Below are 22,642 nucleotides of genomic sequence, written 5' to 3'. Positions count from 1 at the left end.
TTATCTTTGCCACTTGAAATGCAGTTGCTCATAAAGTCCGCGAAAGTAGTTGACCCCAACTCTCCTCATCACAACAAGACAATCAGCATTTTTATTGAGAACGGAATCATCAAAGAGGTTTCAGGTTACAAGTTACAGGTTTCAAGTTCCAATACACAAATTATAGAAGCAGATGGCTTGCATATCTCTCCGGGATTTTTTGATATGCAGGTGAACTTCCGCGACCCGGGACATGAATACAAGGAAGATTTACTGAGCGGCTGTGCTTCGGCAAGTGCTGGCGGATTTACGGGAGTTGCAGTGATGCCCGGCACTCATCCGCCCATAGATAATAAATCGCAAATAGAATATGTGAAAAGAAAAATAGCAGGAAATATTATAGATGTTTTTCCTGTTGGAGCAATCACGCAAAACACCGATGGAAAAGAACTATCCGAAATGTTTGATATGCATAGCGCGGGTGCGGTTGCTTTTTCAGATGATAAAAAACCTGTAAGTGATTCCGGACTTTTGCTGCGCGCGCTTCTCTACGCAAAAAATTTCAACGGACTTTTACTCACGCACTGCGATGAAAAAACTATTTCTCTCAACGGACAAATGAACGAAGGAAAAATTTCTACTTCGCTCGGGCTGAAAGGAATTCCCGCGCTTGCCGAAGAAGTGATGGTGGCGCGAAATCTTTTTCTCTGCGAATATACGAGCGGAAGAATTCATTTCTCTTCCATTTCCACAGCAGGTTCGGTACAATTGATTCGTGAAGCGAAAAAGAAAAAATTAAAAGTAACCGCATCGGTGAATGCATATAACCTCGCGCTCGATGATTTATTACTGAAAGATTTTGACACAAACTATAAAGTGAATCCTCCGCTCAGAACGAAAGAAGATATTGCCTCGCTGAAAAAAGGTTTGACTGACGGGACCATTGATGCAATCACTTCCGACCACTCGCCCGAAGATGTGGAAAATAAAAATGTGGAGTTTGATTATGCTGCTTTCGGAATGATTGGAGTGCAAACCGCTTTTGCAATTGCAAATACATACAGCAATCTCAAGTTAAATGAACTCGTGAAAAAATTTTCTGTCCGCCCGAGAGAAATTTTCGGATTGCCTGTTTCGAAAATAAAAGCGGGAGAAAAAGCAAATCTCACTTTATTCCTTCCGAACAAAGAATGGAAGTTGGAAGAAAAAAATATTCGTTCAAAATCCAAAAACACTCCGTTCATAGGGAAAAAACTGAAAGGAAAAATTGTTGGGGTGGTGAATAATGGAAGCGTGTCTATCAATGCATAAAATAATCCGAATCAAAAATTTTATTTTCATTATTCAGAAAGAGGGAATACGTAAATCCTTTTTGAATTGAATAAGAACCCGTCTCTCCGTTTTTATTCACTGCAAGATATCCAACCTGAAATTTTTTATAATCGTATTTTTTTACGATTCGATTAATCGCTTCTTCGCATGCCTGCTGCGGAGTTTTTCCCTGGCGCATAAGTTCTACAACCAAAAAAGAGCCAAGCGTCTTCATTACAAATTCTCCCACGCCAGTTGCACAAGCCCCGCCCACTTCATTATCACAAAACATGCCCGCGCCAATAATAGGTGAATCTCCTACTCTGCCGTGCATTTTATAAGAAAGCCCGCTCGTTGTGCACGCGCCTGAAATATTATTTTCTTTATCGAGCGCGAGCATTCCAATCGTATCGTGATTTTCATAATTCACAATCGGTTCGTACTTGGAAGTTTTTTTCCATTCTTCCCATGCCTTCTTCGATTTTTCCGTGAGAAGATTTTCTTTTTTAAATCCGTTATCAATTGCAAACTTAAACGCTCCTTCACCGCTCAGCATTACGTGCGGAGTTTTCTCCATTACTTTTCTCGCTACGGAAATTGGGTGAACAATATTTTCCAAAAAAGTTACCGAGCCCGCGTTTCCATTTTTATCCATGATGCAGGCATCGAGCGTAACATGTCCGTCACGGTCGGGCAAACCACCCAAACCGACAGAATCATTTTCCGGGTCAGCTTCGGGAACGCGCACACCTGCTTCCACTCCATCAAGTGCAGTTCCGTTTTGCTGAATTGATTTCCATGCGGCTTCGGTTGCGCCAAGATTATTCCAGGTGGCAATCACAAGAGGAAATGAAGCCCCAGCCCTAAAGGGTGAAACAGCCGATAATTTTTTTTCTTCTCCCTTTAGGGACGGGGTTACCAATCCTATAGCTCCCATTGCAAGAGAAGATTTTAGAAGAAACTCTTTTCTATTCATGTTTTTCTTTTTTTAAAGTTGAGAAATCTTTTTCGTCTGTTCCTTTAATGATAAGTTCCGCCTCAGTCGCCTTTTTGATTTTATATTTTGTAATTGTGCCTGCAGGAGTTGTACCATCCACATAATAGCCGCTGTCGGCTTTGCAATAATAAAGAATGAGCGAATCATTTTTTATCGCATACGTTCCTTTTCCGGTGTAACCGAACATCATTGAAGCAAGCGCTGAATGAAAAGTATCTCCATCAAAGGTCAGACAAAATGCAATGAGTCCCGGAACTTTGTCGCAATAAGCTCCGTTTAATTTCTGCGGAAGAGTTTTCTGGGCGTTACAGGAAAAGAGAAAAGAGAAAAATCCAAAAATGAAAATTAATTTTCGCATTTGTAAATGTACTACTTAGTTTTCTTACCGATAATTTCAAACTGCTGCGAAATTGTTTCGCCAAATTCATCCACAAGAGTAAGTTTATGTCTTCCCGGCTCGGGAGAAAATCCGAGTTGGTGAATTCCCTTTGTACTGCCGATATAATTATCATCCAAATGCCAGTAAATAGTTGTCTCCGGTTTACGATGAGCAACTTTGAAAACTGTTTTGCCGGAAGATTCATCCAGTTCAACCGGAACAAAAATTTTTGTGTCCTGCTTCGGATAAATTAATTCCATTGAACTTGCGGAAGAACTTTTACAATCACTTCGGAAAGGAGGAAGTTCGCTGTAAGTCGGATTTTTTGTTTTGTAATAATATTCCATCGAAGGCGGAAGCACAAACCAGGATTTGTGAATCATCTTTGAAACATCTTCGCACTCGCTGTTCACACGAAATTTTCCCGAAGCATCTAAATGAACTAAGCGATGAAACGGGCACGGAGGAGTTTTCAATCCTGCTGATTGCACAAAAGTTTTTATTTTATTTTCGCAAAGTTCCGTTGCGCGGTAGCCGCTTTCCTTGCAGACAAAAATTTCTTTCATCTCATCTTTCGGCATCCTGAACCATTCATTCGATTTCAGCAAACCAAAAACTTCAAAAAGAATTGGCGCGGCAGTTCCGATTCCTGTAAGGTTCGGTCGTCCTTCTCCGTTCGCGTTGCCGACCCAAACTCCTACCACATATTTCGGAGTGATCCCTATTGCCCAGCCATCGCGATAGCCAAAACTTGTTCCTGTCTTCCACGCAATCTTTGAAGAAGAAGAAAAGAGTTGCCAACTCGCATCCATATCCGGGCGGTTCACTTCCGACATGGCTTCGAAGGTTAAATAAACGGAAGCGGGATCAAGTGGAATGGTTGAGGGTTTATGGATGATGGATGATGTGGAAGAAAAATAATTCAATGGAAATAAATCTTCGGAAAAATTTTCTTCGCGATTGGAATGATTCAGCGTGCGCGCCATGCTTGCGTAAATTCCGACTAAGTCCCAGAGTTTTGCTTCTGCGCCACCAAGGATTAATGAAAGCCCGTAATGGTCGGCAGAAAAATTCAGCGTGGTGATTCCAAGTTTTTTCAGAAAGTAATGAAACCGGTCCACGCCAAACTGCTGAAGCATTTTCACTGCGGGAACATTGAGCGAACGCGCAAGCGCTCTTCTTGCAGGAACTGCGCCATCGTACGTGAGATAATAATTCTGCGGAGAGAAATCTCCAATCTGCGTGGGAATATCAGGCACCAATGTGTTCGGAAGAATTTCTCCTTCGCTGAGCATTGCGGAATAAAGAAAAGGTTTGAGAATGCTGCCGGTGCTTCTTTGCGACATTATAACATCAACAGAGTTTCCGTGTTCATCTTTGCTCTCACCTCGTCCCTCTCCCACAGGAGAGGGAGAAGTATTTCCAACGTAAGCCAGCACATTTCCAGTTTCCACATCAGCCACAATTGCTGCTGCATTCCAGATTTGGTTGCCGCGGAGTTTGAGAGAATGTTTTTCAATTATATCGGCAACGCGTTCCTGTAAAGTTCCATCAAGCACAGTCAAAACTTTTTGTCCGCTCATTCCTTCTTTGAAAGCGCGGTCGAGCAAGTGAGGAGAAAGCTGCGGAAGCGGAAAAGGTTTTTCGGGAAGCGGCTCGGATTTGGAAAGAATGCAAGTGAGCGAATCTATTTCACCATCTTTCCAGAGCGCGTCAAGTAAACGATTTCTTTTTGCTAAAAGTTTGTTGTGATTTTTGCCGGGATAAATTAATGAAGGCGCATTCGGAAGAACTGCAAGTGTAGCCGTTTCCGCCCATGAAAGTTTTTCAGGACTTCTTCCGAAATATCTCCACGAAGCAGCATCCAATCCAACCACATTTCCGCCAAACGGAGCGTTGGAAGAATACAAAGCGAGAATTGTCTTTTTGGAATAGGAAATTTCCGCGCGCGTGGCGAGAATCATTTCAATAAATTTTTCAAAAATGTTTCTGCCTTTTCCTTTTCTTGAAATGCGGATGGCTTGCATGCTGAGCGTACTTCCTCCGCTGATAATTTTTCCGTGAGTAACATCCTGCCACAGCGCGCGAAGAATGGAAACAGGATTTATTCCGGGATGATATTCAAAATATTTATCCTCGAACTCCGTGATTGCTTTCCGAAATTTCTCCGGAACTTTTTCATTGTACGGAAATCTCCACTGCTCATCCTCTGCAATGCGCGCAGCAATTAAAACTCCGTTCCTGTCTTCAAGAACAGTGCAGGTTGGATCTTTGAAAAGATGGCGGGGAAGGCAGAAAATAAACCAAATGAAAAAAACAAAACTGATTCCAAACAAAATCTTTTTTTTCTTGCCTGATAGAAAAATATTTTTCACTTTCTAAATAAAAAGGATGACACCATTTTCACAATGTCATCCTTAGAGATTTACATCTTCTGTTTTAAATATTCCCCGGCTTCACAATTTCCACCCACTGTCCGGGCTTGCGCGCGTTGATCATATTATCATACATGGCTTCGCACTGCACCGTTGGCAAATAATATTTTCCTATGTAAGAAGCATTCAGTATCACGCGAAAAGTTACCGGTTGGCGCTGTCCCACATTAAAGTAAGTGTAAACTCTGTCATCGCGAATATCCTGATAAGTGGGCGTTGAACTTTTTATTGCCGATTCGCTTTCATCCATGCGCGTGTTATGAATTTCCCATCCGGAAGGAAAAATCTGCGTGAGCGCCATTTCGTTGTACCACGAATTTTTTATTCCGGGATTTGAAATGGTAACTTCCGCATAGAAATCCGTTCCCTGTTCCAATTTGGAAACATCAATGCTTCCTCCATCCATGGTGTGATACGAAATGCTCATGCCGAGATTGCTTTCGGCAGAAGTTTTATCGCCTTCTTCAGGAATTCCTTCCAGAATAATTCTTGCGTAGAGAATTCCTTTTCCGTTATTGGTCACAGAAATTTTTCCTGCGTCAGTTCCTTTGATTCCGAGATTGATTTGCGACACGGGAAGTTTTGTATTTTTATTTTCAGGCGAAGAATTATTCTGCACGAAAGAATAACTCATCGTGCTTGACATTCCTCCCGCTTTTGCGAAACGTGAAACCGCTATGAGAGAATATGCAGTGCTTTGTGTGCTCATCCAATAACTGTTATTACTCAACTGCTGCGAAAGTTCTTTCACGAGAGGAGCAGCCTTGGTGAAATCATTGAGGATACAGAGCGCCTCGATAATCATCGCCTCATCTCGGTAGCCGGAGCCGTAAGTATAAGTAAGTTCAGCATACGGATTTACTTTTGTTGTTGCGTTGTACACTAACTGTTTTGCAACTTCGGGCTGTCCTGCGAGCGCATAGGCAGCCGCCAATCTCCATCGCGCATTCGTAGAAAGTTCCCCGGCTTCGCGAAGGCGGTTCATCGCTCCGAGTTCGGGAGATTTCGCGAGCGCGAGTGTGTATAAACGATACGCCTGCATCAAATCATCGTTGTAATACCAGTAGCGGTTGTTGCGCGCTTTATACGTCCACGCGTTCGCCAATTTTTTCTGATAGCGTTTCCAGTTGTCGAGAATTCCTGCGGGAAGCGCGTAACCTTTCGCTTCGGCTTCAAGAAGAAAATGTCCCGCGTAGGAAGAAGCCCAGTCGTTCGCTTCCACTTCTCCGGGCCAGTAAGAAAATCCTCCGCTGGAAGTTTGGAAATTCTGCAGGCGAAGTACAGCGGCTTTAATATTTTTATCAATCGCAGATTTAAAATCGCTGTTGAGTTCCATAATGTCGGTGAGATACAACTGCGGAAAAGCAGATGAAGTGGTTTGCTCCACACAGCCATGCGGATACTGAATCAAATATTTCAGACGATAATCCAAATTGATCGGAGGAATGTTAGAGATCTCCAGCGTGCCTTTGTTCGTGCCGAACATTCCCACAGGTTTATAATCGGAGTTCCAGGTTTTTCCCGGCTCGATCACAGTTTCAATGAAGTCGGTGACCTTTGGATTCGGATTGCGCACATCAATCTCTATATCGTAAGTTGCTTTTTCATTTCCGGAAGTCGCCAGCACTTTTACTTTCCCGATTCCGAGTTTCGGATTCACTTTCATAGGGAAATTGATGACTTCATCTCCGATTTCTTTGAAAGAAATATTTTTCTTCGTTCCTTCGAGAGGCGAGAAAAATTCATTCGCTTCCACATTTACATTCACGCTCTTCACATTTTTTTCCATCGCGAAAACAGTTACCGGCAAATTCACAATCTCGTTCGGGCCCACCACGCGCGGAAGCGTTGCCAGAATCATCAGCGGCTTTTTCACAGGAACTGTTTTATCCGATGAACCATACGCGCAGGACGCTCCCGATTTTTTTCCGGGCTCGCCTGCAACCACCATCACGCGCACAGAGCCGACATACTGCGGCATCATAAATTCCGTAGTGTTCTTTTTATTTTTATCGAGATGGAACGGCCCGAAAAATTTTACCATCGGCTTGAAGCGGTTCGCTTTCGCTCCGCCTTTGCCCGCGCCTTCACCGTCACCGCCTATGGCAAGCAACCGTTGCAAGGTTGCTCCATACGCGCCAATCACATTGTCGAACAAATCCCATGTCTTCACTCCGAGCGCTTCGCGCGCGTAAAAATATTTCCACGGGTCGGGTGTTTGAAAACGCGTGAGGTCGAGCAAGCCGTCATCCACAATCGCGAGCGTGTATGTCATCGGCTTTCCATTTTCTTCGCCAACGGTTACGCTTGCTTTTTCTTCCGGCCGCCATGACTGTGCCGTTTCAATTATCGGACGCAAGTGCGTGTTCGGGTCTTCGATCGAAATCGGAATCACGCCATACATTCTTATAGGTAAATCGTTCACCGTTTGCGCGTGCGGCTGCACAAGTGTTACATGCGCGTAAATATTCGGAGCCATTTCAGGCGTGACGGAGAAAGAAACTTCGGTAGTTCCTTTTTTTGTTTCCGCCCACATTGCCTGCAAAACTTTTGAACCTGTCTCCAAAGAAATTAATGCGCGTCCGCCTTCGCCTGAAGGAATCGTGAGTTTTACTTTTTCTCCCACATTATATTTTTCCTTGTCGGCATTGAAGGAAAGAACCGTTGCCGCTTGATTGTCGCCCTGGTTTCCGCGCTCACGCCACGAAGGCCAGTCAATGTAAATTGTTTTTCCGGTGGAATGCCCGCTCACAGGGTCGGTGATGCGAACAAGAAATCTTCCCCAATCCGGTTTGTTCACGCGGAGAATGAATTGTCCTTTACCATTCACAGTAGAAATTTCTTTCGTCTGATAGGGCTGATGATATTCATCGCCCACATACTGTCCGAGATTTTCTTCGTACGAATCCCACCACCAGCGCCACTGCACTTTATAAATTTTCACAATGAGTTTGTCGCGGGAAATCGGTTTTCCGTTTTCATCCACAGTCGCAACCTGCACCACGTTGTTCGTATCGGTCATAATCATCCCGGAATATTTATCTCCTTCGGGAGATTTTATTCCGACATACGAAGGGAACGGAGAATACGGAAGAGAAAATCTATCTATGGAAAAATTTCCGCCTTCTTCAAAAACTCTTACCACAAAACTCGCGCGCAGCATTCCTTGCGCAGAAGTTTTTGTTTTCAGATTGGGAATCACAGTCGCTTTTCCTTCCTGCGAAAGATTGCCGTCAAAAATTGTCTGCTGTTCCGTTTCGAAATGCACTGTCGGGTCATCAAACTCAAATCCATCGAAACCCTTGAACTCGGTGACTTGTTCCGCAAGCGTAACATCCACTTTTGCGGCAAGCCCGCGCGCAATTGCACCGTGCAGCCATTTCACTTCGAGTTCGCCTTTTACATCTTTTGCATTGGAATAAATTTTTTCCGCGCCAAAATCCAGATGAAGTTTCAGACGGTTCGGCATGATGGTTTCCACTTTCAAATCTTTGGAGAAAGTTGCACCTCCCACTTTTACTCTTGCCGTCCAGTTTCCTGTGGGAGCATCCTGCGAAGTAGAAGTGGAAAAATTATAGAAGCCGTTCAGTCCTTTTGTCGAAGTAAGTTTTTTTACCGTCTGCCATCTTGGATTAATTAATTCCATGGTGACGGGATGATTTGCAGGCAGTGTTTTTTGTTTGTCTTCGAGAATGAAGGAAAGATAAATCGAATCGCCCGGGCGCCACACACCGCGTTCGCCATAAATAAATCCTTTCATTCCTTTTTCCACCGTTTGTCCGCCCACATCAAACATCGAAAGCGAAAGCGAAGAGCCGTCATCCAGTTTTAAATATCCTCTTTGATTTCCGGTTTTCGCAACGAGAAGGAACGGAACTTTTTTCATGTTGTCTATCTGCACCATTCCTTCTCCGTTTGTTTTGAGAGAAGAAATTAATTGCTGCTGGTAATTGTAGAGTTCGATGTTCACTCCCGATTGCGGCTTGGTGGTTTTCAAATCGGTTACAAGAAAAGTCATTTGTCCGCCCGTTCCTTTCTTCGCAATAATTCCTAAATCAGACGCGAGAATATTGCGGCTTACTTCGTGGCTGCTGCGATAGAAACTTGACTTGCACGGGTCATCGCGCTCGCTGTAATTATAACCACCGCCTTCTTCATCATAATAACCTTCGCCATAATAATCTTCTCCGTAATAATCATAATAATTAGTTTGCACATTGTCATCCGTGTTATTGTCCGCGTTGAATTCCTCATCCACTTCCACCGTGTTCGATTTATTTTTTGTTTCGCCTTCGCAATGACAAACCGATTGCGACTTGCGGAAACCAAGTGATACCTTATATATAGCGCCCGGCTCGGCTTTCACCAAATCGGATAAATCCAGATAGTAAGTTGACCACTTGTGCAAATCCACTTCGCTCTTCGGATTCAGTTGAATGGTTTTTTTGAGCATCACTCTTCCCACTCTTTTCAATTCTCTTTCTCCGCCCAGTTCATTCACCTGCAGAAACTGCGCAATGTTGTTTTCAAAAATCTTAATCACTTTCACATCCACCGCTTTCAAACTCACTGCCTGAAAGGGAAGAACAAATCCTTCGTTCGAACTCGGAAGAATCACGCCTTTGCCCGTCATGCTCACCTGCGGCTTGAGTTCTTCGAACATCACTTCCATAGTCATTTTTGATTTGAGCGCGTAGCCGAGAATGTTTTTCACTCCGGGTTCCACATTTATATTTCTCACTCCGCTCTGGCGCGTGGAAGGATATGCTTTCACTTCGTTGTCTTCAATGATATATTTGAAAGTTACATTCACTCCGCTGTTGTCACAGGAAATTAATCCATCGAGATTTTGTTTTTCGAGAAGCGGGTCTGAGAACTGAACGGAAACATATTGTTCGGGTTCCTGAATAACTTTTATATCCATCACTTTAAAATCTCCAAGAGCGGGAATCATAAACTTCTGCGAGTTGCCTCCTTCCACACCGATTGGCGCACCTGTCCATTCGATGAGAACTTCCATTTCTTTTTCTTTGCGCTCCACGCTGTCAATCGAGAATTTGTGTTTGTTTTCAACGCTGTGCTCCCATGTGATTTTTAATTTTCTTCCTCCTTCAATTGCGCTGAGCATTTTTTCCACGGCATCGTTCTCCACATTATCGGCAACTACAATCTGCCCTGCAATTTTTTGCCAGACCATATTTTTCTTGTCAACAGTTTTCATTCCGTCCACATACACATCATACGATTGCGTGAGCGTGGAAAAAGTGAAATCAAAATCTTCGAGGTTGGAAGGGACGCCTGTGACTTTCGAAAGATGAAACGTGCAATCGTATTTCTGTCCCGAAGGAAGTTTACTCTTCGGGCGGAATTCGAGCGTGCGGTTGTCAATCCACACCGTTGTCCCCTCAATGTTCGGAGAGAAGGAAAATAATTTTTCATCCGTTGGTTTGTTGAACTCGTGTTCGCCTTCCGCTTCGCTTGCGAGAACAATGCGGATGGTGCTTTCCGAAGAAATATATCCGGCAGTGAATGCAGAAATATATTCGCTGTATTCAGGATTTACTTTCTGCGCGCCTGAAACAGTTCCGCTTTTTTTCAGGAAAGGAATGGAAACAATTCCAATCACTGCGAGCGCAGTGAGCGTGAGCATCATTTTGCGATTCATGTTTTAAGATTTTAATTATGTGGGTGGAAATATTTTTGAAATCGAATTTCTTGTAGGGGGAAGGACGGAAGAATGACAAATACCAATCTTCCGCTCTTCCACGTCTTCCTTATTTTTTAGGAGGAGTTACTGTCGTTGTTATTGGTGTTACTTTTTCTTTCGGAACATAATCATCTTTGTAAGTATAACGCACTTTCAAACTATAGGTGAACTGCGCGGCAGGTTCAATCACAACCGGATTTATTACTATATCATAATTGTTGTAGGGAAGTTTATCGTAGTAAAGCGTGGCTTGCTTGGGCTGGTAAGTAATGCTGGTGGAAGAAACTCCGCTTTTCTTCAGCGCCTGCAAAGATGAATTGTTGTAAGCAGTATAACTTTTATAGCGCTCAATCGGATAAACCGCCTGCACATCTTCCGCCATCACCTGGAACTTAGGATTAAATTTGATTCCGAGTTTTTTATAGTCCTCCGCTTTTTCATTCAGCAATTTTATGGATGCATTGCGAAGCGTGTCGTACACGGCAGAAATAGTATTGATGATGTAATCCACTTTGATGATGTCGTAAATCTCGCTCTTGGCGGCAAGCGTTACAATTTCATCAAGCGTTTCATTTTTCCTGTAAGCGATGTGAATATTTTTCTTGAGTTCAAACCCGCTGGGCAGTTCGTTATAGCGCTTGCTGAAAATCTTTTTTTCAATGGCAACTTCGAAAACGGGAACCTGCGAAACAAAATCAATAAATATATCTTCCTTCTTTATTCCTGACTTCATAAGTTGCGCAATGAAATTATTGATTCGCTCGTTGATGATTTGCTGACAGGAATCAATGGTGCCCGCTGCCTGCGAAACTCCGAGAGAAACCACATACGAGTTGGCGTGCGCATTCATCAGCGCATTCACGCTCAATTCAAAAACAGTATCGCTAATCACCCATGCATTTGCAACGGAAGAAGTGTAATAGGTTTGCGTTTGCTGCTGATAATCGTAATTTGACATTTTAGGTGCTTCATACCCTGTTATACTTTCGGAATTAGATCTGCTACCGCGAAGAGAAAGGGATGATTTGTAATTTTCTGCCGCCTGGTTGTAGGTGGAATTGCCGGCCATCTGGGAAAATACAAGTTGGCAGTTGGCAGTAAGCAGCAGGCAAAAAGAAAGGAAATGTTTTTTCATGGAAGAGTTGGAAAGTTTAGGGTTAATGGTTCAAATTTCGGGTTGTAGAAACGAGCACGTAACGAACGAGTGCTGAAATATTTTACGCGAATGTAAATTTTTCTCTTCCGAAGGGAAGATGAAAGTTGCTAACAAGATATGAGAAGACATCCCCCATCCCGCAAAGCGGGATTGCCCCCTTCATTAAGGGGGAATAAATCAGAGATACATTACCTCCTTCACCGCGCGAATCACTTTTTTCATGTTCGGCAGGGCGGCTTCCACAAACGGAGCGGAATAGGAGAGCGGAACATCTTCGCAGTTCACCCTGCGGACGGGAGCATCTAAATAATCAAACGCATTCTTCTGAATGTGGTAAGTAATCTCTGTGGAAATATTTCCGAGGGGCCATGCTTCTTCAAGAATCACGAGGCGGTTGGTTTTCTTCACCGACTCCACCACCGCTGCATAATCAATCGGGCGGATGGTGCGCAGGTCAATCACTTCGGCAGAAATATTTTCTCTGGCAAGTTCGTCCGCGGCTTTATACGCTTCCTTAATAATTTTTCCGAAACTCACAATGGTAACATCGCTTCCTTCTCTTTTTATATCGGCAACGCCAATCGGAATCACGTATTCTCCTTCGGGAACTTCGCCTTTGTCGCCATACATCTGTTCGCTTTCCATAAAAATCACCGGGTCATCATCGCGGATGGCGCTCTTCAATAAACCTTTCGCATCGGCAGGATTGGAAGGCACAATCACTTTCAGCCCCGCGCAGTTTGCATACCAATTGTCAAACGCATTGGAGTGCTGTGCCGCCAACTGCCCGGCAGAAGCCGTGGGTCCTCTGAAAACAATGGGAACATTAAACTGCCCTCCGCTCATGTTATATAATTTGCTCGCGTTGTTGATTACCTGGTCAATGGCAACGAGTGAAAAATTAAATGTCATGAACTCGATGATGGGGCGCAAGCCGTTCATGGCAGCACCCACGCCAATGCCGGTGAAACCGAGTTCGGCAATGGGAGTATCCACCACGCGCTTTGCGCCAAACTCGGCAAGCATTCCCTGGCTCACTTTATAAGCGCCATTGTACTCCGCCACTTCTTCGCCCATGAGGAACACGCGCTCATCGGCACGCATTTCTTCGCTCATGGCTTCGCGGAGGGCTTCGCGGAATTGGAGAACTTTCACCGTTATAAGTTAGGTTGATTTTATGCAGCGTGTTTTTTTGTTCTTTTCCTGATTTTATACTTGCTCCTTATCCTTTCCAAATCTGCCATTTCCTGTTCAGGATTTTTTGCCCAGCGCTTACTCAGTTTATTCCTGATTTCACGCATCATTTTGACGGAGTCAAATTTTTTCTTTCTCATTTGTATTATTTTTTAAGGTTCCACTGTTTCTTGAGGTGTTCTTATTTCAAGCATCGGGTAACCAAATTTTAAGTTTACAGAATTATAAAGGCGAATGAGTTTATAGTTCACAATATGTTTAAAATTCCAACTCACCAGAACATCTGCGCGGTTTACGGAAGCAATTGCAATGTGCCTGGTATCTGCCAATGATTTTTCTGTTACAATTTTTTCTTTCAGATAATGGTTGGCAAGTTCTCTTGCTTCATCATCGAGTAAAACAATTTCTTTATGCTTATCGGAAACCGTGTCAAGTAAACTGCGTACTCGTACAGGGGCATCTTCTAATTCCTTGAGCGTAACATCCGAAATAATCATTGTTTTTTTTCCTGCCTTGAATTCATCAAAGAGTTTTTTTGAACTTTCCTCAAATTCTTCATCAAAATATCCACCAATTACAGAAGTATCAATATAAATTCTCATGCACAAAGTTAATCATTAAATTTTGTCCGCTTAAGGAACACGGCACGCATTTCTTCGCTCATGGCTTCGCGGAGGGCTTCGCGGAATTGGAGGGTTTTCATAGTGGAGGCAAATGTAGAAATTATTATTCCAATATTTTGTTTTATCTTAGTGCCATGAATCGCGTGATTATATTTTTTCTTTTCGTTCTTGTAATTGCTTCCTGCAAAAAAGAAAAACAGAAGCCGGACTATGATTCACTCATTACTTATGAAACGGTTGCCAAAACATACAATGTTAATTGCAGTTGCACCGTACCTCCCATAACTTTTGCATTTTATGTTCCAACCGGATTTACTCCAAATGGAGATGGCTCTAATGATTATTGGGAACCAAAATCATGCGGACTGGATTCTTCCGATTATCACCTGAGTATTTTTGACAGGACAGGAAAAATTATTGTCAAGTATAACACTCCGGCAAAGTTTGACGGAAGAGGAACAGATGGAAATAGTATGGCAATGCAGACATTGGGTTATTACATTGAAGCGAAAGACAAAAACGGTGAGTATTATAAATTTCAGGGGAAGTTCACGCTCTTCCTGTAACTTACATTCCGAAAAACTTCAGCGTTCTTATTCTTTTCTTTTTCTCCCTGCAAGCAAACCGTGAACATAAAAGTATTTCATGCGTTGCGCCAACTATTTTGCTTATGGGCGTTGTGTTCAAATCATACGCATACCCAACCTTCAGAAATTTATATTCAACGCCCGCCATGAACACAACAGAACTTGCAAACCTGCGGCTGATTCCCAGAATATATTTATCATACTTTGCAGACAATGAAAGTTCAGTTCTTCTTACATTGCCCTGCGCTTCATATACGCATGAAGGAACAAGCGTGAATTTGCCAAGCCATTTGCACTTCAGCAGATAGGAAGCATGAAAAACTTTTCTCATGTACAATGGGCCATTGCCGTATACAAAAGCCAAATCAGGTTGCGTAATATGATGTGCGTAAAATCCGGCAACAAAAGTTTTTCCATACACAGATAATCCCGCACCAAAATCAAGCGCATTAACTATGTATTGGTTTTGTGTTTCCCGTGTTCCATAGATAAATCCGTAATAAGGGTCTATCTCGTCTCCAAAAGTTAATTGAGAATAATCAAACCAATGCCGCACATATCCTCCATTGAATGCAGGTTTAATAACAACAGGTCTGAGCGAATCGGAAGAATCTCTTTTTCCAATTGAGATGGAAGGAGAATAGGTCAGGTAAACAAAATCATTTTTTATTACTCCGTTCGATTCATCAGAATGAGAGTAGTCCAATCCCAATCCGCCACAGATATGCCTTGAATACTGGTCGTAAGAAAAATATCGGGTGATGTATCCGCCATCAAAATTCAGCCATTGCAGGCGTGTTCCTGCCAGAGCACGCGAACAACCTGCGCTTCCTGCCAATGATTTATCTAATTGAAGCGGAAAAGAATTGTATTGAGAAAAGTAAGTATCCTGAGAAAAAAGAACAACCGGAAAATTAATCGTAATAAATAAGAAAACCAATTTCCTTTTCATAGCTACGAATACGAATTTTTATCCGCCAAAGGACGGATTCCGCCTTTTAGCGGAACGAATGTACGAAACTGAATGGGAACAAATATAAATTATTTGCTGATTACAATTTTCTTTCTTGCAATTCCCTTATCGGTGGTGAGTTGGAGAAAATAAACTCCACCGGGCGAGGCGCTCAAATCAATTTTGGATTGCGGAGTGTGGATTTCGGATTGGTGAACAATTTCTCCGAGCGTATTGTAAATTTTCAATCCGCAATTTTGGCAATCCGCAATCCGCAATTCAAACACTCCGCTGGTGGGGTTGGGGGAAACAGAAAAATAATTATCAAGATTGATTTCATTCACCGCATCATTTATGGCGCTGTATTGCCAATAGTCGCTTACATAAGGAGAACCATCTTGCCCTGTTCCAATATATCCTTTGCTGCCGATAGAAAAGCCAGCAGCATATACTCTTGCTGTTCCTGCAAAAGAAGCTCTTGCAGTCCATACATTTGTCATTGGGTCCCATTCCCAGAAATCATTTGTTTTTCCACTTGCATCATTGCCTGTGCCAATGTATCCTTTTCCGCCAAAGGCAAAACAACAGCTCCGTATCTTGCGGTTCCTCCGAATGGAGTTTTTGCCGTCCATGTATTTCCTGATGGGTCGTACTCCCAAAAATCGTTTGAACTTGGAAAACCTGTGCCGATGTATCCTTTTGTGCCGATGGAAAAACCAACAGCATTGCGCCTCGTGCCTCCTGCAAAAGCGGCTTTCGGTGTCCATGTGTCGGTTCCGGGGTCATATTCATAAAAGTCGCTGTAGTTTACAGAAGCATCATAGCCGGTGCCGATGTATCCTTTTGCTCCGATGGCAAAACCTACGGCATCATATCTTGGAGCTCCGGGAAAAGCGGCTTTCGGTGTCCATGTATTTCCGGAGGGGTCGTACTCCCAAAAATCATTATAAGAAATCCATGTGCTGGCATTAAGCGCATAAGAGCCCGTGCCGATGTATCCTTTCGTTCCGATGGCAAAACCTGCCAGATTACCTCTTGCCGCTCCGGGGAATGTTGCTTTTTGTGTCCAGATATTTGTGCCAGGGTCCCACTCCCAGAAATCATTATACCATGTAGTATAACCGGTGTTATTTCCTAATCCGAAATAACCTTTGGCTCCGATGGAGATGGCATAAGCATATTGCTTTGCACCTCCGCCATAATTGGCTTTTTGTGTCCATGTGTTTTGTGCATGAGATTGCTTTGCCGCGCTCGCAATAACGGCAACAAAAATAATTGCGTAGAGTTTTTTCATTTTGTTTTATTTATTGATGATTAGTTTTTTGTTTGCAACTCCCTCGTTGGTTTTGATTTGCAGAAAATAAATTCCGCTGGGCGAGGCGCTCAAATCAATGGTTGATGTTTGATGGTTAATGGTTGATGTAAATATTTTTTCTCCGAGAAGATTATAAATATTAATTGTTGATGCCGTGCCTGCCGGCAGGTAGGTATTGCCATTAGCCATTAACCATTGTCCATTATCCATTTGTATTGTGAACACTCCGCTGGTGGGATTGGGGGAAATACTTATAGAGTTATTATAAATTTCATTCACACCAGTAAGGCAATTACCAGTATCTACCGGAGCAAAGAACAAATAATAATTGCAACCCGAAGTATTCATCACATAAACAGAAAAAGTATCGTTTGGCTGCGGGTTAACTGCAATACAATTTGAAGTATCTCCTGTTGACCATTGGTATTTATTCCCGCTGGAAAAATAATCATCAGGTGCACATAAAGTTATTTGTTCTCCTGAGCAATACTGCGGTTTAATAGCTCCGCAGGTAAAATCAAAATAAGAATAAGCAAAGTGCCCGCCATAAATACAATCTTGATTGGAGATGACAATATTTAATGTTTGTCCTATATAAGGAGCAAGATTTACTCCTATAGTTGTCCATGGTTTATATAAAGCGCTGCCCAAAGCACAACCTGTTCCGCTTACAGGATAAAGTCCTGGAAGATTTGCTCCTACCCAAAAATTATAATATGCACAAGGAAGCGAATCATCATTCGTATCGTAAATAGAAAAATATACACGGGGCATATCTCCCGGCAATTGAACATTATTCATTACAAACGCATAAGCAAAAACAAAATTTGTGTCTTGCGGAGTAACTGTAAAAGCATAACTAAGTTTATTGCAATTAGAGGCGGTGCCGCAATCATCTCCAATTTTTATAGAGTGATTTCCAAAACCGGGACATACTACAGGAAAATTTCCATTTGTATCTATTCCTGTTCCGCTGGTAATCGTATAAAAATTCCCACCGGGACCAGCAGGGGAAGTTGATGGATTCGCAGCAGGCGCACCATACCATACAGGAGGAAGAGAACCGGTATCTCCCCCATTCTGCCAAAGCCATCCTGCCCATCCATTTTCCACTCCCATGCTGTCGCATGTTTGAGAGATTGCTTCTGGCGCGAAGCGCGCCATCGCAATGACGAATAAAATAAATAAAAGCAAAACCAATTTCCTTTTCATCCCGCAAACCTACTTCTTTCTTTTCAAAGCGCAAAATAAATATTACACCGCCCCCAGTTTCCGTGCAAGTTCCATCAGTTCATACACGGTGTGCACGCCTAATTTTTTAAAAAGGTTTTCGTGATGCGTCCGCACCGATCGGTCGGGCGTCCGCATCGCTCGGTCGGGCGTCCGCAGGGCTCGGTCGGGCGTCCGCATCGCTCGGTCGGGCATCCGCATCGCTCGGTCGGGCGTCCGCAGGGCTCGGTCGGGCGTCCGCACCGCTCGTTCGGGCGTCCGCACCGCTCGTTCGGGCGTCCGCATGGCTCGTTCGGGCGTCCGCATCGCTCGTTCGGGCGTCCGCATCGCTCGTTCGGACGTCCGCATCGCTCGTTCGGGCGTCCGCATCGCTCGTTCGGGCAGTCACGCGGCTCTGAGGAGCAGGTTTCTCTTTCAAAAAAGCAGGACTTTCGTTAGGAGAAGCAAGTATGACGAAAAACGAAAGTGAGAAACTGAGAAACTGAGAAAACGGGCAGGCGAGCAAATCTCACTTTCCCCGCTTTCTCATCTTCTCCCTGTCTTCTTTTTACTGAATGGCTATGTACAGTATTTCGCTGAAGTTGTAAAGTTCAGTACCGTGCGTTACAGTAACTTTTTTTGCTTTGTTAGTGGTTAGAATGGTAGCGTTTTTATCGGTGGTGGCGCTCATTTTAGCAGCGGTTTTTTTGGTGTGTGACGGAGGAAGCACCACCGTGTAGCGCACGCCAATAATGGTTCCCGCTTTCAGCCCGCTTACAATGAGTTCGGTAACCGGAAGCGAAACAGGTTTTTCCCATTTAGCAGGCATTACATCTTCATCAGTGGTTATTCCGTATTCATATACATACGTTGAGCGCCCCTTGCTTGCCGATTTCACGCGCACATGAAAACTTCCTTTTTCGGCTTTCAGGAATTCAAAATCGCGCGGATGCGAAGGCGATTTCTTTTTCAGCGTAAAGCCAATGCGAATTACCACCGCTTCGCCTGCCGTAACATCGCCTGCCGCCACCGCCACATCTCTTGCCACCCCCTGCAGGTAGTCGGCATCTTTATCCAATTGAAGAATGAGGTCGTTGCGCTTTCTCTTGATTTGCTTTTCCAGCGCGGGGTCTTTTGTTTTGAGCCAGGTGCCGTAATCGGTGAGCAGGGAAGTTGCTTTGGCTTGCAGCGTGCCGTCTGATACGGGCGGAGCGGACGGGCGGAGCGGTGGCATCGGGGTCGCCAGTAAAATGAACGGTGTCATGTGCGAATGCGCCCAGGTCAGGAGTGTTCAGTTTTTTGTAGGTGCGTGAAATCACAATTTTCGGAAGATTGCTCGTGGCTGCCAGCAGGATGATGAAGCGCGCATAATCGCTGGCTTTGAGGATGATTTTTTTCATTTGTGTTTGTTGCGTTTATGCTCGCCAGCGTTAATGATTGTTTTTAATTGTTTAGAGAGAAGATGCGCCTCCATACATGATTCCATAAACAAAAAGAAAAAAATGTTTTGTCAGAAATCTCATTGTGTTTGCAAATCAGTGAAAAGCATCGCAGTATCTTTTCATAACAGCCGCGAATGTTTGAACAAATATTCATAGTAAGGGTTACGATATAGTGGTTTTGTTTGAATGATTTCTATTATTTGCTTTTGTAAAATAAATTTTTACTTTTGTTGTTCCAATGGCTCGTTGCAGTTATTTTTGATTTGAAGGTTTATGGAAATTCAATCTAAAATATTTTACTCATGAAAAAAATCTTTACTCTCGCTATCGCCCTTTCTACATTTTTTTCCTTGACAATTTTTTCTCAGCAATCTCCCGTTTCCCTTGAATGGGTACAGCATCAAAACATAAGCGATACGCTGGAAAGCATAGGGTTCGATATTGATGCAGATGGGTGCGCGATTGCCTGCGGAGTGACCTATAACTTTAATAACGGTACGGCAGAACTTACCACCGTAAAATATTCTTCACACGGAACTTTATTGTGGGTATCAAGCATACTAAGCAGCACGGGCGGTATAAGCACAAACCCCAAATTGAAAATTGGTTCGGGCGGTAACATTTATATCGGGTATGACGATCTCGATTCTATATCATTCAAACAAAAAATTCATGTTGTAAAATATGATTCGCTCGGCCATCAGCAGTGGATTACAAACTATGTTAATCCAAATAATAAAGATGAATATTTTTCTGACATTGCACTGGACGCTGCGGAAAATGTATATGAAGCAGGAAACAGCGGAGGTAATATACTGGTCATTAAATATGATAACAACGGTATCCTGCAATGGGCCAATAATAATATCCCTGGCGGCTCAAATGCTTTGGCAGTCGATAATTCCGGAAATGTTTATACAACAGGAGGCGTAGGCACACAACAGAACGGGCTAAATTATTTAACCGTTAAATATGACCAGAATGGAAATGATGTCTGGACATCCATGTTTGATGGCACTGCTCATTTTGATGATGTTGCATTTGGAATTACATTGGATAACTCGAGTAATGTAATCGTTACAGGATTTAGTATAACGAATGCCCAAGGAAATGCTGATATTGCCACTGTAAAATATGATAACAATGGCAACCAGTTATGGGCAAACAGCAAGGGAAGTTCCCTTAACCAGCAATTACCGCACATTACATCAGATAACAATGGAAATAGTATTGTCAGCGGAAGCAGAATTTCTATTTCAAATGGTAATTTCGAAGATATCATTACTATTAAATACAGTCCTTTGGGTGCAGAAGTTTGGGCGGTATCGGAATCTTTAGATTCTTCTTCCAACCCAAACATAATTGTCTATCAAAATATAAATGTTGTTAATGGAATTAAAACAGACGCTTCAGGCAATATTTATATTGCAGGATACAGGTCGTACCAATTATCCAACCAGCAAACAAGCCAATTTTATAATAGCGCCAGTTTTTTAGTTGTTAAATATTCACCTAACGGGAATGCTTTATGGAAACAGACCTATGGGGCAGAGGATTTAGGATGTAATAATTCCACTTTCTGCCAATCTTTAGCTTATGCTTTGGCAGTACCGCAAAAAGATGTTGTATATGTAACCGGTAGCAGCTATACGGGTACAAACGATAATATGACTACCGTGAAATACAGCACTCCGCAATCATCAGCTTCTCCCGGATCCTCCTGTGCATCTGCCATTGATTTGGGAAATAAGGATACATGCGCGAATAATCAGATAACATCCGATAATCAATTGTGGTTAAAATTTATTCCTGATTCCGAGCAGGTAGGAATTTCTGTTAGAGATAATAATGCACAGATTGGAAATGATACATTATTTATTTATTATGGCGATTGCAATCAAAATGTTTTTTTTACTTGTATCGCAAATCATGGCAATACCAGCTTATTTGAATCTGCCTTCGATTCGATTCCTTTTACACCTGGGAAACTTTATTTGCTAAATTTAAAAACTACTCTTTCGAATTCTTCATTCTCTTATTGTATAAGTAATATAAGTAATAAATTCCATGTGAGCACTGCGGGTCCATGCAGCAGTAACAATTGTGTTTCGGTTAATTGTAAAGCTTCATCATGTCAGATAATTCCTAACGGAGATTTTACAAATAATCATACTCCGCCATCTGGTCAAAGTCCTTTTTATTCCTGTGATGTTTGTTGCTGGAACGATGCATGGGGTGCGGCTGGAATAGGTACTATCGTACCTCTACCTCCTCCCGCTTCTCCTGATTATGCTATTTTGCGTGCCGGATATGGAACTTGTGGCAGTAACCCTAAAGCAGCCGTAAGCGATGCTATATTTTCAGTTCTACCAAATCCTGTTGGCAACAATGCAAGTTATATTTTATCTTATTATGACCATGTTGGATATGACCAAAATGGTTATCCAGCGCCAGTAAGTGCATTTATTGGTTTAGGTCCAATTATGACGAAGGGTCAGGGAGACCCAACTCATCTGCAATGTGTACCACAACCCCTTCCTTCTCCTAATTTTGAAATTGTAGGTCCGATAAAAGGAAATGATAACGTTAATTATACGGCTTGGACAAAAAAAGTTATTTGTTTCAAGACCGATAATAATTCTTATGGCAGTTTATTTTTATTTCCTTCACAAATAGTAAAATTGATTCATACATGGGATATTGACGATATTGAACTTTTTCCCTTTGATCCCAGCCCGCAGCCAACTAACCCTATAATTTGTCAAGGAACTTCAATACTACTAATTTCATCCCCATGTTGGCAGCAATTACAAGCATTAGGCGTTACTGCAAGTTGGACTTCTTCTCCTGCGGGTTTTACATCTACCAGTTTCAATCCAACGGTTAGTCCGCAAAGTAAAACTGACTATACGGTTACCTTCACAGGTCCTGGCGGATGCACTTCTTCGGCAACTATTACCGTACAAGTTTTGCCCTTCGCGATAATTTTCAATACCGATAATGGCGTCCATTGTTTAGACCTTAGTGGTGGTAAAGTTCAGTTTACAAGTTCTGTGTTTGGTGGCATCTTGCCATTTATCTATAATTGGAATTTCGGTGACCCTGCTTCTGGTTCGAATAACACTTCCACAATGGCTAATCCATCTCATGTTTATTCTTCTGTTAGCAGCGGACCCGGAGTTTATATGGTGAGTTTGACTGTAACGGATGCCAAAGGATGCTCTACAACTGTTTGCCATCCTGTAGAAATTGCTCCTTGCTGTTATCAGAAATCCGATTTTGATGTACAGCAGGATATTTCCCTAACTACACAAACATGGCAGCAACCTCCTTTTAATGGATATTGCAATTCATGC

At 42.8% G+C, this 22,642-nt stretch carries 16 protein-coding genes; 3 read left to right on the top strand and 13 right to left on the bottom strand.

Going from position 1 to position 22,642, the window contains the following annotated elements; genetic code table 11:
• Positions 1-18 precede the first annotated feature (18 nt).
• Entirely contained in the window at positions 19-1,290 is a 1,272-nt protein-coding gene (locus HY063_00145; GenBank protein MBI3500182.1) for a dihydroorotase, read from the top strand.
• On the opposite strand, the gene HY063_00140 is transcribed toward HY063_00145, so the two are convergent.
• From HY063_00140 to HY063_00105, 8 genes are all read right to left on the bottom strand, one after another.
• On the bottom strand, positions 1,280-2,266 hold the full coding sequence (locus HY063_00140; GenBank protein ID MBI3500181.1) for a N(4)-(beta-N-acetylglucosaminyl)-L-asparaginase: 987 nt from the start codon (positions 2,264-2,266) through the stop codon (positions 1,280-1,282). The two genes, HY063_00145 and HY063_00140, sit on opposite strands and share 11 nt — an antisense overlap.
• On the bottom strand, positions 2,259-2,645 hold the full coding sequence (locus HY063_00135) for a hypothetical protein (GenBank protein ID MBI3500180.1): 387 nt from the start codon (positions 2,643-2,645) through the stop codon (positions 2,259-2,261). The genes HY063_00140 and HY063_00135 overlap by 8 nt, the downstream gene beginning before the upstream one ends.
• 11 nt (positions 2,646-2,656) lie before the next feature.
• Positions 2,657-5,041 carry a penicillin-binding protein 1C gene (pbpC, locus tag HY063_00130; GenBank protein ID MBI3500179.1) on the bottom strand — a complete coding sequence of 795 codons (2,385 nt, stop codon included), beginning with the start codon at positions 5,039-5,041 and terminating at the stop codon, positions 2,657-2,659.
• 64 nt (positions 5,042-5,105) lie between these two features.
• Positions 5,106-10,766 (bottom strand): hypothetical protein, encoded by a 5,661-nt coding sequence (locus tag HY063_00125; protein MBI3500178.1) that lies wholly within the window; start codon positions 10,764-10,766, stop codon positions 5,106-5,108.
• A 109-nt stretch (positions 10,767-10,875) separates the two neighbouring features.
• Entirely contained in the window at positions 10,876-11,943 is a 1,068-nt protein-coding gene (locus HY063_00120) for an SIMPL domain-containing protein (GenBank protein MBI3500177.1), read from the bottom strand.
• 198 nt (positions 11,944-12,141) lie between these two features.
• The gene (locus HY063_00115; GenBank protein MBI3500176.1) at positions 12,142-13,119 is read right to left on the bottom strand and encodes a pyruvate dehydrogenase complex E1 component subunit beta; all 978 of its coding nucleotides are present in this window, start codon (positions 13,117-13,119) and stop codon (positions 12,142-12,144) included.
• Positions 13,120-13,139: 20 nt separating this feature from the next.
• Positions 13,140-13,298 carry a hypothetical protein gene (locus tag HY063_00110; protein MBI3500175.1) on the bottom strand — a complete coding sequence of 53 codons (159 nt, stop codon included), beginning with the start codon at positions 13,296-13,298 and terminating at the stop codon, positions 13,140-13,142.
• 12 nt (positions 13,299-13,310) lie between these two features.
• Entirely contained in the window at positions 13,311-13,766 is a 456-nt protein-coding gene (locus HY063_00105) for a PIN domain-containing protein (protein MBI3500174.1), read from the bottom strand.
• A 149-nt stretch (positions 13,767-13,915) separates the two neighbouring features.
• Here HY063_00105 and HY063_00100 point away from each other — a divergent pair, with 149 nt between their 5' ends.
• Positions 13,916-14,347, top strand: a complete 432-nt coding sequence (locus HY063_00100; GenBank protein MBI3500173.1) for a gliding motility-associated C-terminal domain-containing protein — start codon at positions 13,916-13,918, stop codon at positions 14,345-14,347.
• A 1-nt stretch (position 14,348) separates the two neighbouring features.
• Here HY063_00100 and HY063_00095 read toward each other — a convergent pair whose 3' ends face one another.
• The 5 genes from HY063_00095 to HY063_00075 all read right to left on the bottom strand — a co-directional run bounded on the left by HY063_00095 (position 14,349) and on the right by HY063_00075 (position 19,108).
• On the bottom strand, positions 14,349-15,320 hold the full coding sequence (locus HY063_00095; protein ID MBI3500172.1) for a PorP/SprF family type IX secretion system membrane protein: 972 nt from the start codon (positions 15,318-15,320) through the stop codon (positions 14,349-14,351).
• Between the two features lie 89 nt (positions 15,321-15,409).
• Positions 15,410-15,820 carry a T9SS type A sorting domain-containing protein gene (locus HY063_00090; GenBank protein ID MBI3500171.1) on the bottom strand — a complete coding sequence of 137 codons (411 nt, stop codon included), beginning with the start codon at positions 15,818-15,820 and terminating at the stop codon, positions 15,410-15,412.
• Entirely contained in the window at positions 15,817-16,614 is a 798-nt protein-coding gene (locus tag HY063_00085; protein ID MBI3500170.1) for a galactose oxidase, read from the bottom strand. Before HY063_00085 ends, HY063_00090 begins: the two co-directional genes overlap by 4 nt.
• 6 nt (positions 16,615-16,620) lie before the next feature.
• Positions 16,621-17,847 carry a T9SS type A sorting domain-containing protein gene (locus tag HY063_00080; GenBank protein ID MBI3500169.1) on the bottom strand — a complete coding sequence of 409 codons (1,227 nt, stop codon included), beginning with the start codon at positions 17,845-17,847 and terminating at the stop codon, positions 16,621-16,623.
• Between the two features lie 565 nt (positions 17,848-18,412).
• The gene (locus HY063_00075) at positions 18,413-19,108 is read right to left on the bottom strand and encodes a hypothetical protein (protein ID MBI3500168.1); all 696 of its coding nucleotides are present in this window, start codon (positions 19,106-19,108) and stop codon (positions 18,413-18,415) included.
• Between the two features lie 480 nt (positions 19,109-19,588).
• On the opposite strand from HY063_00075, the gene HY063_00070 reads away from it, so the two are divergent.
• On the top strand, positions 19,589-22,642 hold a 3,054-nt coding region (locus HY063_00070), incomplete at its 3' end, for a PKD domain-containing protein (protein ID MBI3500167.1).

The organism is Bacteroidota bacterium, assembly GCA_016195025.1.
Classification (GTDB): domain Bacteria; phylum Bacteroidota; class Bacteroidia; order Palsa-948; family Palsa-948; genus Palsa-948.
The sequence above is the reverse complement of the archived record's forward strand: the minus strand, read 5'-3'. Positions and strand labels throughout refer to the sequence as shown.